Consider the following 12704-nt stretch of genomic DNA (forward strand, 5'->3'; position numbering starts at 1 on the left):
CCGGTTCAGCCCGGCTGCCCGGCGAACAGCCGCAGCCGGTGGGCGAGCGCGGCCGCCTCGCCACGGCCTGAGACGCCGAGTTTGGCGAGGATGTTGGAGACGTGCACGCTCGCGGTCTTCGGCGAGATGAACAGCTCCTCCGCGATGCGCCGGTTGGTGTAGCCGGCGGCGACCCGGCGCAGCACCTCGCGCTCGCGCGCGGTCAGGCCGAAGGGTTCCGGTTCCCCGGCTGCCTCGGGGGCGGCGTCCGCCTCCTCCAGCGCCAGCCGACCCCGCCGGGCGAGCAACCGGACGGCGTCCCGCAGCGGCACGGCGCCCAGCGAGTCGGCGACCTCGCACGCCCGGCGCAGCAGGCCGGCCGCGTGGTCGCGGGCGCCGGCGTCGTGCCGGGCGAGCAGGGCCTCGGCGTGCCGGAGCCGGACCAGGGCGAGCGAATACGGGCGGTCGAGGCCGGCATAGGCCTCCTCGGCGGCGGCCCAGCGCCCGGGATCCGTGCTCCCCTCGGCGCGCAGCAGTTCGGCCTCGACGAGCAGGGCGTGGGCGGCCCACACCGGGGACCGCCGGGGCAGCCGGCCCGCCGCCTTGCGGATCAGGGCGAGCATCTCGGGGCGCCCGGCCTCCGCGCCGGGCAGCCCCAAAGCGTCCGCCTCCACGGCCGCCGCGGTGTGCAGCATCGGCCAGACGTAACGGTGGAACGCGGGCGGGAACCCGGCCTCCAGGGCGGCGCGCACCGCGGCCCGGGCCTCCAGGAAGCGTCCGCGCCCGGCGGCGACGGCGATGGTCAGATGACGCAGTGGCAGGGTGTTCTGCGGCTGGTGGTCCTGGGGGCCCAGATGGTCCCGCGCGGCAGCGACCTCGGCCTCGGCGCGGTCGTACTCCCCGCGCAGCACGGCGAGATGGGCCAGCAGCGTCGCGGCCCAGCCGAGGTAGAGGGCGTGGTCGGTGCCCTCCCGGCCGCGGGCGGCGACCTCGGCCGCCTCGTCCCAGCGGCCGAGGGCGAGCAGGGACTCGGCCTCGTTGGCGGCCGCGAAGGTGGCGCCGTCGCGCAATCCGTGGCGGGTGGCGCTCTCCACGCCCCTTCGGGCCACCTCGATCGCCTCCTCGGAACGGCCCACGGCCTCCAGCAGGGCGGCGAGGTTGGCGTCGGTGTTCACCGTGAGGTTGCCGTACCGGGCGGCGGCGGCCCGCTCGCGGGCGGCCTCCAGTTCGGCGATGCCGGCATCGGCGTCGCCGGCGTCGGCGAGCAGGATGCCCAGGGTGACCCGGGCGTGGAGCTCGGTCTCCTCGGCGCCGACCAGCCGGGCCAGTTCGATGGCGCGCTCCGCCGTGGCGATGCTGTCCGGCCCCGGGTCGTGCATCATGTCCCAGCCGGCCGCGCTCTCCAGCACCTCGGCGTGGACCGGGGACGGCGGCAGCCCCCGGACGAGTTCCTGGGCCTCGGCGATCTCCGCCCAGCCGTCACCGCGGCCCATCGCGACCATCAGCCGGGAGCGCTGGATCCAGAACCAGGCGGCGCGCAGCGGGTCGCCGGAGCGCTCCAGCAGGCGCAGAGCGCGCTTGGTCACCTCGTAGGCGCCCTCGCGGTCGGCGCTGAGACGCGCGGCCACGGTCGTCTCGGCGAGCAGGTCCATGTACTGCAGGGGCATGCTGCCGGGGTCGCAGCCGCCCGGGTCGCCCACGCCGGGGGCCAGGGGAGGGAACACCTCGACGTAGTCGGCGGCCCGCAGTTTTTCGCGGACCTCCTCGGGGGTGCCGTCCCACAGTTCCAGGGCGCGTTCGAGCAGCCGGTGCTGTTCGGCGTAGGCGTGCCGGCGCCGCGCCTCGACGGAGGCACTCAGCACGGCGGGCAGCGCCTTGCCGGGCTCGTGGGCGTGGTACCAGTAACTGGCGAGCCTGGCCGGGAGTTCGTCGGCGGGTACCAGTCCGGGGGCGGCCTCCAGGACCTGTGCGTAACGGCGGTTGATGCGGCTGCGTTCACCGGGCAGCAGATCGTCGCCGACGGCCTCGCGGACCAGCGAGTGCCGGAAGCGGTAGCCGTCGCCGTCGTCGGTGGGCTGCAGGATCTTGGCGCCCACGGCGGAACGCAGGGCCTCGATGAGCTCGTCCTCGCCGAGCCCGGCGACGGCCTCCAGCAGCCGGTACTCGACGGCGGAGCCGCCCTCGGCGACGACGCGGGCGACGCGCTGCGCGGTCTCGGGCAGCGTCTCGACCCGGACGAGCAACAGGTCGCGCAGGCTGTCGCTGAGGCCGGCGCGGCAGCCCTGCGTGATGCTGCAGGCGAGTTCCTCGACGAAGAACGGGTTGCCGTCGGAACGGCCGAAGACCCGGTCGACCAGGCTCGATGAGGGCTCGGCGTCGAGGATGCCGGCGACCTGGGCGCGGACCTCGGCGCGGTTGAAGCGGGACAGTTCCAGGCGCGCGACGGAACGCATCCGGTCGAGTTCGGCGAGGAAGGGCCGCAGCGGGTGGCGGCGGTGGATGTCGTCGGAACGGTAGGTGGCCAGGACGACGAGCCGGCCGCGGGAGAGCGAGCGCAGCAGGTAGCCGAGGAGTTCGCGGGTCGAGCGGTCGGCCCAGTGCAGGTCCTCCAGCGCGACCACGAGCGTGCGCTCCTCCGAGAGCCGCTCCAGCAGCCGCGAGGTGAGCTCGAACAGCCGGGCGCGGCCGTGCTCGTCGCGCTGGTCGGCGAGGAGGTCGGGGCCGTCCGTCCCGCTCAGTCCGGGCAGCAGGCGGGCGAGTTCGCCCTCACGGCCGGCGGCCGCGGCGACCAGTTCGTCGCCGAGCCGGCGGTGCAGGGCGCGCAGGATCGTCGCGACGGGGGCGAACGGCAGTCCGTCCGCGCCGATCTCCACGCAGGCGCCGACGGCGGTCACGGTTCCCGGTCCGTCCTCGGCCGCGGCGAGGAACTCCTCCACGAGCCGGGTCTTGCCGACGCCGGCCTCGCCGCCGATCACCAACGCCTGCGGCTCGCCCGCGTGGGCGCGGGCGAGCGCGGAGGTGAGGCGGGTCAGTTCGCGGGCGCGGCCGACGAACACCGGGCTGACCGACTGGTTCTGCACGTTCCCGAGCATCGCACGGGGCCCTGACGGCGCGGTACCGGTTTCCACCGGCACCACGGTGCTCATCCGGCGGCCTTCAGCCGCCGGGTGAGGCGGCCGGCCCTCCTTCCGTGCCGCCTTCCCTCGTCCTGGCCGGCGGCGGCCGCGCGCCGGGCGCCGGCGGCCCGGCCGGCCTTGCGAGCGGCCTCGCGGGCCTGCTGCGCCAGGCGGTGTTCGGCGGCCTCGCGCAGCAGTTGCTCCGTCCGCTCACGGCCCAGCAGTTCGTGCATGTACATCTCGCGCTCCTCGGGTTCGGACCGATGTTCCGGAGTCGTTCTCCGTGCCATCAGCCTCGTCCCCAAGGGGTGTGGGGCACATCGGGCAACCGCCCAGGCTTCGGGGGTGATGATGCCTTAGGGCGTGTCGTCACATGAGCGCCGGCCGCCCGGAGGGCGGGCCCCGCGGTGTCTGGTGCGGTGCATCGCAAGGCGGAGAGTCGTCCTCGTAGTGGGCTTCTCGGACGATTCGACAACGCAGCCAGGTGCCGTGCCAGGCGTCGCGGGGCAGGCGGGCATGTGACAAGACGCCCTAGGCCGCACGGCGGACCGCTCAGGTCGCCGGGAACCGCACGGCCGCCTCCTCAGATGCCTCAGCCGCCCGACGAGACCGGCGCCTGTGCCACGGTCGGCAGCCCGCCGAAGAGGTCGAACCACGTCCCGGCCGCGACGAACAGCCCGAGCACGCCGAGGACGAGACCGCCCCAGGCCACGCCGCGCACCCAGGGTGCGGCGTTCCGTCCGGCGAGCAGCACCGCGCCGAGGACGACGAGGCAGGCCAGTGCGCAGACGCCGTTGACGGCGGCCGTGGTGTGCCAGGGGGCGCCATATATCTGCTCGATCTGCTGGGCGGCGCTGCCGGAGGAGGCGTTGATCTGCCCGACCAGCTGCCGCCGCTCGGCCAGTACGGTGCCCAGCCAGGTGCCGGTGAGTGACGCGAGGCCGAGAGCGGCGCCCACGACGGCCGCGGCGCCCGGGACGACGCCGGCGGGGCGGGGTGCGGAGGCGGCTGCGTCCGGCGCGTCAAGGGTGCCGGTCCCGTCGGGGTCGTCGGTCTCGTCTAGGTCGTCGGGCGCGGCGGGCGCCTGCGGCTCGCCGGATGCGGCGGGCTCGGCGTCGGGCGCGGTCGCGGGCGGCGCGACCTCGTCCTCGGTCCGGTCGAGCTCGGCGTCCGCGGCGAGTTCGCCGGCTGCCGCCCCGTGGGTCTTGGTGGTCTCCATGGGCGGCAACCGTACGGTCAGATTCTGAGAGCCTTCTGAGAGCCGGACACGTCCGCGGCGGGCGCGGCGGCTTCCGCCGGGCCCTCGATGCAGATTCGTGGCAGCCGGTGCTCCAGCCAACGGGGCAGCCACCAGTTCCAGTCGCCCAGCATGTGCATCAGCGCCGGCACGAGCAGCGTCCGCAGGATGAAGGCGTCCAGTGCGACCGCGGCGGCCAGGCCGATGCCGAACATCGCGATCACACGGTCGCCGCTGAGCACGAAGGCCAGGAAGACGGAGATCATGATGACCGCGGCGGAGTTGATCACTCGGCTGGTCTCGGCGAGACCGACCCGGACCGCGCGGCGGTTGTCATGGGTCTCGCGCCACTCCTCGTACATGCGGCTGACGAGGAAGACCTGGTAGTCCATGGAGAGCCCGAAGAGCACCGAGACCATGATCACCGGAAGGAAGGGCTCGATCGGGCCGGCCGCCCCCAGTCCCAGCAACTCGCTCCCCCAGCCCCACTGGAAGACGGCGACCACGATGCCGAAGGACGAGGCGACGGCGGCGACGTTCATGACCGCGGCCTTGAGCGGGATGCCGAGGCTGCGGAACGCCAGCAGCAGGAGCACGCAGCCCAGGCCGATGACGGACCCCACGAAGAGCGGGAGCTTGCCGACGATCACCGAGGCGAAGTCCGCGTAGCCCGCGGTGACACCCCCGACGTACACCTCCAGGGAGGTGCCCTCGGTGGCCTCGGGGATGACGTCCTCGCGCAGGTGGGTGACGAGCCGGTCGGTGGCCTGGTCCTGCGGGGAGGTGGTGGGGACGACGTCGATGACGTCCAGCCCACTGGCGTGGCGGGCCTGCTTCATGTGCACCGCGGCGACGCCCTCGGTGTGCCCCAGGACGACGGTGAGCTGTTCCAGCGCCGCGCGGTCGGCGGCGTCACCGGACTTGGCGACCAGTTGCAGCGGTCCGTTGAAGCCGGGCCCGAAGCCCTCGGAGAGCATGTCGTAGGCCTGGCGGGTGGTGCTCCCCGCGGCGCTGTTGCCCTGGTCTGAGGCGCCCAGGTGGAGGGAGGTCGTGGGCAGGGCCAGGACCGCCATGACGACGGCGGCGACCGCGCCGAGGACCTTGGGGTGCCGTTCGACGAACGCCGACCAGCGGGCCGCGAACCCGGTCGGCAGTTCGGGTGACGGCCCGTGCTCGACCAGCCGGCGGCGCTCGCGGCGGCTGAGCGCCTTCGTGCCGATCGTGCCCAGCAGCGCGGGCAGCAGCGTCACGGAGGCGGCGACGGTGAGGATCACGGTGAGGGAGGCGGCGATCGCGACGCCGCCCAGGAAGGACAGCCGCAGGATCAGCATGCCGAGCAGGGCCACGCAGACCGTGCCGCCGGCGAAGACCACCGCCCTGCCGGTCGTGGCGACCGCCTTCTCGGCGGCCTCCCGCACCGGCAGGCCCTGTTTGAGGCCTCTGCGGTGGCGGGTGACGATGAACAGGGCGTAGTCGATGCCGACGCCCAGGCCGATGAGCAGGCCGAGCATCGGGGCGAAGTCGGCGACCCTGATCAGGTGGCCGAGCAGTTCGATGGCCATGTACGCGGTGCCCACGCTGACCAGCGCGGTGACGATCGGCATGAACATCGCGAAGAGCGAGCCGAAGGCCATCAGCAGCACCACGGCCGCGACGGCGACTCCCAGGACCTCGCTCATGTGCCCGCCGCCGCCCTCGGTGAGCGCGATGGCGCCGCCGCCCAGGGCGACCTGGGTGTTGTCGTCGGCTGCGGCCCTGGCCGTGTCGACGACCTCGCGCACCTGGTCCGCGTGCAGGTCGTCCGAGGGCCTGTCGAACATCACGGTCGCGTAGGCGGTGTGTCCGTCCTCGCTGATCTGCGCGGCGCCCTCGGTGCTGTAGGGGCTGGTCACCGAGGCGACCCCGGGGAGTCCGGCCACCTTGTCCAGCGTGCCGGTCAGCCGCTCCCTGACGGACGCGACGCCGACGGTGCCCTTGTCGGTGTGCCAGACGATCGTGTCGCTGTCCCCGGCAGAGCCCGGGAAGGCCTCCTTCAGCAAGGCGGTGGCCTTGCTGGAGTCGGTGCCCCTGATGTCGTAGTCGTTCGAGTAGGCCGACCCGGCAAGCAGGGCGGCCGTGGACAGACCGAGCAGGGCGACGAGCCACAGCAGGACGACGGCGAGACGGCGGTTGAGGCACCAGCGGGCGAGTGCAGCCATTGCTCTCCTGGGATTGCGCGGATCTTTCAGGCCGGGGAAGAGCCCGAAAAGAACACAACACGTACGTCCTCGACTGAACCAGGAAGAAAAGATCGTTGGCCGCATTAGTGCGTTTAATCACACCCCGAGAGGGGAATTTATGCGGCCCTTACAAGCCGCGGACCTGCGACGACACGAAAAGGGGGCGGGCCCCCGACCGGGAGCCCGCCCCTTTTCGCGCCTGTCGGCCGTACTCGGCCGCGCCGTATCAGCCCTGGACGCCCAGCTTCTCCAGCACGAGCTCGCGCACGCGCTTGGCGTCGGCCTGACCACGGGTGATCTTCATGACGGCGCCGATGAGCGCGCCCGCCGCCGCGAGGTTGCCACCGCGGATCTTGTCCGCGACGGCGGCGTTGGCCGCGATGGCCTCGTCGACGGCCGCGCCGAGCGCGCCCTCGTCCGAGACGACCTTCAGGCCGCGCTTCTCGACGACCTCGTCCGGCTCGCCCTCGCCGTCCAGCACGCCCTCGATGACCTGGCGGGCCAGCTTGTCGTTGAGCGAGCCCTCCGCCACCAGCGCCGCCACCCGGGCCACCTGGACCGGGGTGATGGGCAGGGCGGTCAGTTCCACGCCGTCCTCGTTGGAGCGGCGGGCCAGCTCACCCATCCACCACTTGCGTGCGGCGGCCGCGTCGGCGCCCGCCTCCATGGTGGCGACGATGGGATCGATCGCGCCCGCGTTGAGCACCGACTGCATCTCGTGGTCAGAGATGCCCCAGTCCTCCTGCAGGCGCCTGCGCCGCACCCTCGGGAGCTCCGGCAGGCCGGCCCGCAGCTCCTCGACCCACTCGCGGGCCGGGGCGACGGGGACGAGGTCGGGCTCCGGGAAGTAGCGGTAGTCCTCCGCCTCCTCCTTGATGCGGCCGGAGGTGGTGGAGCCGGTGTCCTCGTGGAAGTGCCGGGTCTCCTGGACGATCGTGCCGCCGGAGGAGAGCACGGCGGCGTGCCGCTGGATCTCGAACCGGACGGCCCGCTCGACGCTGCGCAGCGAGTTGACGTTCTTGGTCTCGCTGCGGGTGCCGAACTTGTCGGTACCGTTGGGGCGCAGCGACAGGTTGACGTCGCAGCGCATCTGGCCCATCTCCATGCGGGCCTCGGACACGCCCAGCGCCTTGATCAGCTCGCGCAGCTCGGTCACGTACGCCTTGGCGACCTCGGGCGCGCGCTCACCGGCGCCCACGATCGGCTTGGTGACGATCTCGATCAGCGGGATGCCGGCCCGGTTGTAGTCCAGCAGCGAGTGCGAGGCGCCGTGGATGCGGCCGGTGGCCCCGCCCACGTGCGTGGACTTGCCGGTGTCCTCCTCCATGTGGGCGCGCTCGATCTCCACGCGGAAGACCTCGCCGTCCTCCAGCTGCACGTCGAGGTAGCCGTTGAAGGCGATCGGCTCGTCGTACTGGGAGGTCTGGAAGTTCTTCGGCATGTCCGGATAGAAGTAGTTCTTCCGGGCGAAGCGGCACCACTGCGCGATATCGCAGTTGAGCGCGAGACCGATCTTGATCGCGGACTCGACGCCGGTCGCGTTGACGGCCGGCAGCGCGCCGGGCAGGCCCAGGCACACCGGGCACACCTGGCTGTTCGGCTCGGCGCCCAGCGCCGTCGAGCAGCCGCAGAACATCTTCGTCTTGGTGCCGAGCTCGACGTGGACCTCGAGGCCCATCACCGGGTCATAGGACGCGAGCGCGTCCTCGTACGACACCAGGTCCATGACGGTCACAGTCTTGATACCTCTCAGTTCCCCGTCAGGATGCCAGCACGTCATCGTCGCCGAGCCGCCGCAGCTGGCGGACCAGCAGGGCCACACCGGTGGCGATGGCGGCGGCGCTGACGACCGCGTCGATCAGCAGCAGCGTGTCGTTCTCCGCGCGGCCCCGCTTCAGCTGCCGCGCCACACCGACCGCGCCGAAGAGCGTCGTGCCGATCGACAGGTACGTGCCGGACTTGCTCTTCTTGAAGCCCTTGGCCTTCTCGAGCTTGCTCACAGGATCGGTGCCTCCTCCAGCAGCGGGTGACCCCAGCGTGCGGTGAACGCGGCCTCGACGGCCGCACCGACACGGTAGAGGCGGTCGTCGGCCATGGCGGGGGCGATGATCTGCAGACCGACCGGAAGCCCGTCCTCGGGCGCGAGGCCGCAGGGCACGGACATGGCGGCGTTGCCCGCCAGGTTGGCCGGGATGGTGCACAGGTCGGCGAGGTACATCGCCATGGGGTCGTCCACGCGCTCGCCGATGGGGAACGCGGTGGTGGGGGTGGTCGGCGAGATGACCACGTCGACCTGCTGGAAGGCGCGCTCGAAGTCCCGGGAGATCAGGGTGCGGACCTTCTGGGCGCTGCCGTAGTACGCGTCGTAGTAGCCGGAGCTGAGCGCGTACGTGCCGAGCATGATGCGGCGCTTGACCTCGGGGCCGAAACCGGCCTCGCGAGTGAGCGCGGTGACGTCCTCGGCGCTGCGCGTGCCGTCGTCGCCGACCCGCAGTCCGTAGCGCAGGCCGTCGAACCGGGCCAGGTTGGACGAGCACTCGGACGGCGCGATGAGGTAGTACGCGGCGAGCGCGTACTCGAAGGACGGGCAGGACAGCTCGACGACCTCGGCGCCGAGCTCGCGCAGCAGCTCGACCGACTCGTTGAACCGCTCCATGACGCCGGCCTGGTAGCCCTCGCCCGCGAACTCCTTGACGACGCCGACCCGCAGGCCCTTGACGTCGGCGTTGCGCGCGGCCTCCACGACCGGCGGGACCGGCGCGTTGATGGAGGTGGAGTCCATCGGGTCGTAGCCCGCGATGACCTCGTGCAGCAGCGCCGCGTCCAGCACGGTGCGGGCGCAGGGGCCGCCCTGGTCCAGGGAGGAACTGAAGGCCACCATGCCGTAGCGGGAGACCCCGCCGTAGGTCGGCTTGACGCCTACCGTGCCGGTGACGGAGGCCGGCTGGCGGATGGAGCCGCCGGTGTCGGTGCCGATGGCCAGCGGGGCCTGGAAGGAGGCGAGGGCCGCGGACGAACCGCCGCCGGAGCCGCCGGGGATGCGGGTGAGGTCCCACGGGTTCCCGGTCGGGCCGTAGGCGCTGTTCTCGGTGGAGGACCCCATGGCGAACTCGTCCATGTTGGTCTTGCCGAGGATGACGATGCCGGCCTGCTTGAGGCGGGCGGTCAGCGTCGCGTCGTACGGCGGGATCCAGCCCTCGAGGATCTTGGAGCCGACCGTCGTCGGGACGCCCTTGGTGGTGAAGATGTCCTTCAGCGCCAGCGGGACGCCCGCGAGGGGGCCCAGCTTCTCGCCGGCGGCGCGCTTGTCGTCGACGGCCTTGGCGGCCTTCAGGGCGCCCTCGGTGTCGACGTGCAGGAAGGCGTGGACCTTCTCGTCGACGGCCGCGATGCGGTCAAGGTGGGCCTTGGCGACCTCCACGGCGGAGGTCTGGCCGGAGGCGACGGCGGCCGCGGTCTCCGCGGCGGTGAGCCTGGTCAGATCGGTCATCGTGATCAGTCCTCCCCCAGGATCTGCGGCACCTTGAAGCGCTGCTTCTCCTGGGCGGGGGCGCCGGACAGCGCCTCCGCCGGGGTCAGGCTGGGCCTGACCTCGTCAGGGCGCATGACATTCGTCAGCGGCAGCGGGTGGGAGGTCGGCGGTACGTCCTCGCCGGCCACCTCGGAGACGCGGGCGACCGCGCCGATGATGGCGTCGAGCTGTCCGGCGAAGTGGTCGAGCTCTTCGTCCTTCAGCTCCAGACGCGACAGCCGGCCGAGGTGGGCGACCTCCTCGCGCGTGATGCCTGGCATGCAGCGATCCTCTGGGGGTGAGTTTGGTCTTTTCGCGCCCAATCCTATGGGCGCGGGCGCCCCGGGGGCGAAACGGTTTGCGCTTCACCCGGCCGGGGGCCGCCGTGACGTGCCCGCCGTGGCCACGGTGCAGCTGGGGCCGGTGAGGCCGGCGGGGCTCCCGCGCGCGGCGCGGCGGGTGCGGACCCGCTGGTCGCGGGCCCGCAAACGTTACTGCGCGTCGGGGACCGCGGCCCGCTCCTTCGCGGCCTCCAGCTCCGCCGGGCGGCGCCATCCCGCGCGGCCGCGCAGCCGCAGCCAGGCGGTGGTCTCCTCCGGGGGCATGGCGGCGGCGACGAGCCAGCCCTGGATCGCGTCACAGCCCAGGTCCCGCAGGCGCTCCCACGTCTCGTCGTCCTCGACGCCCTCCGCCACGACGAGGAGGCCGAGGGAGTGGGCGAGGTCGACCGTGCAGCGCACGATCTCCGCGTCCTCGGCGTCGACGGACAGCCGGGCGACGAATGAGCGGTCGATCTTCAGCTCGCTCACCGGCAGCCGCCGCAGGTGCACCAGAGAGGAGTACCCGGTGCCGAAGTCGTCCAGCGACATCTTCACCCCGTGCCCGGTCAGCCCGGCCATCGTGTCGGCGGCGCGCTGCGGGTCCTCCAGCAGCACGTGCTCGGTGATCTCCAGCTGCAGCGCCCCCGGCGGGACCCCGTGCCGGGCAAGGCGCGCGGCGACGGCCCCGGCGAAGCCGGGCGAGTGGACGTCGCGCGGCGAGACGTTGACCGCGACAGGGACGTCGAGGCCCATCGCCCGCCACCGGGCGACCTGCCCGAGGGCGGTCTCCAGGACGTACTCGGTGAGCTGCGGCATGAGCCCCGAGGTCTCGGCGATCGCGATGAACTCCTCCGGGCTGACCCGGCCGCGCTCGGGGTGCACCCAGCGGACGAGCGCCTCCAGGCCGGCGACCTTCCCGTCGAAGCGGACCTTCGGCTGGTAGTGCAGCTCGACCTCGCCGCGGTCCAGGGCCCGGCGCAGGTCACCGAGCAGGCCCAGACGGTCGGGGGTGTTGCCGTCGCGGGAGGACTCGTAGACCTCGACGCCGCTGCGGTCGCGTTTCGCCTGGTACATCGCGACGTCGGCGCGGCGCAGCAGGCCCTCGGCGTCACCGGCGTGATCGGGGTAGACGGCCACCCCGGCGCTGGCCTCGAGGACCAGGGTCAGGCCGTCGAGACTTAACGGCGAGCTCAGCGCGGCGACCAGGGCCCTGGCGATGCGCTGGGCGCGGGTCGGCGCGTCGCAGGTGGGGAGCAGCACGGCGAACTCGTCGCCGCCGAGCCGGGCGACCTCGGCGCCGCGCGGCAGGGCGAGCCGCAGTCGGTCGGCGATCTGCAGCAGGAGCCGGTCGCCGGCCATGTGGCCGAGGGTGTCGTTGACGGAGCGGAACTTGTCGAGGTCGATCAGGACCAGGGCGGCGCGCTCGCCGCTGCGGGCGGCGTCGTCGAGCGCGGTCCAGGTGCGCTCCAGCAGCCACTGACGGTTGGGCAGTCCGGTGAGGGGGTCGCGCAGTTGTTCCTCGGCGCGGGCGTGGGCGATCCAGAGCGTGGAGTCGAGCGCGATCAGGGGCACGGCGAACAGCGGCAGCAGCAGGGGCAGGTCGGCCGCGACGATGATGATCAGCGGGGAGATGCCGAGCAGTGCGACGCCGACGAAGCCCTGGCGTATCAGCGCGGTGCGGGCCACGGTGGGCAGCGCTCCGGCGCGCGGCACGATCGCATACCACAGAAGCGTGCGGGTCGCAGCCAGGTAGCCGAGTGCGGCGGCGAGCACCGCGGGGATGGCGGCCATCCCCCAAGTGGCGGGTTGCCAGGGCTGTTCGACGGACGGGTGGGTCCCGAAGGCGGAGAGCGCGAGCGAGGCCGCGCCGATGCCGAGGATGTCCACGGCGCCGTGCAGCAGCGCCTCCCGCCAGCGGTGCCGGCGGGCCGCGCCGACCAGGACGACGACGGCCAGGCTGACCAGCACCGCGGGCACCCAGCCGTAGAGCAGCAGCATGGCGAGGGTCAGGGCGGCGCCGGAGCCGGTGCCGCCCCACCAGCGGTCCCGGCCCATGGCGACCAGGTGGCCGACGATGATGCCGGTGAGCACGGCGAACGCCCAGCCGACGTCGCCGCCGGGGAAGAACGCGTTGCCGTCCACGAGTATCCGGACGACGCCCACGACCAGGGCCGCCGCGGCAGCGCCCACGACGGAGTACCTGAGTGCCGCCGCGGGCAGCACCGGCGCGGCCGGCCCGAGCAGCCGCTGCGCCGGTCCGGCGCTGTCCGTCGGTTCCATGCCCGTACCCTCTCGCAGCCGCGTGCGCCGTTCCACCACACG

Annotated in this window: 9 protein-coding genes; all 9 read right to left on the reverse strand. The window is 73.0% G+C overall.

What is annotated here, in order from left to right; genetic code table 11:
• Nucleotides 1–5: 5 nt before the first annotated feature.
• On the reverse strand, nt 6–3071 hold the full coding sequence (locus ACRWNP_RS10050) for a helix-turn-helix transcriptional regulator (protein WP_431960802.1): 3066 nt from the start codon (nt 3069–3071) through the stop codon (nt 6–8).
• Nucleotides 3072–3121: 50 nt separating this feature from the next.
• Nucleotides 3122–3334 carry a hypothetical protein gene (locus tag ACRWNP_RS10055; RefSeq protein WP_431960712.1) on the reverse strand — a complete coding sequence of 71 codons (213 nt, stop codon included), beginning with the start codon at nt 3332–3334 and terminating at the stop codon, nt 3122–3124.
• Nucleotides 3335–3687: 353 nt separating this feature from the next.
• Complete coding sequence (locus ACRWNP_RS10060) at nt 3688–4314, reverse strand: hypothetical protein (RefSeq protein WP_431960713.1); 627 nt, start codon at nt 4312–4314, stop codon at nt 3688–3690.
• 17 nt (nt 4315–4331) lie between these two features.
• Nucleotides 4332–6530 carry an MMPL family transporter gene (locus ACRWNP_RS10065; RefSeq protein WP_431960714.1) on the reverse strand — a complete coding sequence of 733 codons (2199 nt, stop codon included), beginning with the start codon at nt 6528–6530 and terminating at the stop codon, nt 4332–4334.
• Between the two features lie 247 nt (nt 6531–6777).
• Nucleotides 6778–8331 (reverse strand): Asp-tRNA(Asn)/Glu-tRNA(Gln) amidotransferase subunit GatB, encoded by a 1554-nt coding sequence (gene gatB, locus ACRWNP_RS10070; protein ID WP_431960715.1) that lies wholly within the window; start codon nt 8329–8331, stop codon nt 6778–6780.
• Entirely contained in the window at nt 8312–8551 is a 240-nt protein-coding gene (locus ACRWNP_RS10075; RefSeq protein ID WP_431960716.1) for a hypothetical protein, read from the reverse strand. The genes gatB and ACRWNP_RS10075 overlap by 20 nt, the downstream gene beginning before the upstream one ends.
• Nucleotides 8548–10041, reverse strand: coding sequence for an Asp-tRNA(Asn)/Glu-tRNA(Gln) amidotransferase subunit GatA (gene gatA / locus ACRWNP_RS10080; protein ID WP_431960717.1), 1494 nt, complete (start codon nt 10039–10041; stop codon nt 8548–8550). The genes ACRWNP_RS10075 and gatA overlap by 4 nt, the downstream gene beginning before the upstream one ends.
• Before the next feature lie 5 nt (nt 10042–10046).
• Nucleotides 10047–10343 carry an Asp-tRNA(Asn)/Glu-tRNA(Gln) amidotransferase subunit GatC gene (gene gatC, locus ACRWNP_RS10085; protein ID WP_431960718.1) on the reverse strand — a complete coding sequence of 99 codons (297 nt, stop codon included), beginning with the start codon at nt 10341–10343 and terminating at the stop codon, nt 10047–10049.
• Nucleotides 10344–10553: 210 nt separating this feature from the next.
• Nucleotides 10554–12662, reverse strand: a complete 2109-nt coding sequence (locus tag ACRWNP_RS10090; protein ID WP_431960719.1) for a putative bifunctional diguanylate cyclase/phosphodiesterase — start codon at nt 12660–12662, stop codon at nt 10554–10556.
• Nucleotides 12663–12704: the final 42 nt, after the last annotated feature.

Origin of the sequence: Actinacidiphila sp. bgisy160 (assembly GCF_965342435.1) — a bacterium.
GTDB lineage: Bacteria > Actinomycetota > Actinomycetes > Streptomycetales > Streptomycetaceae > Actinacidiphila.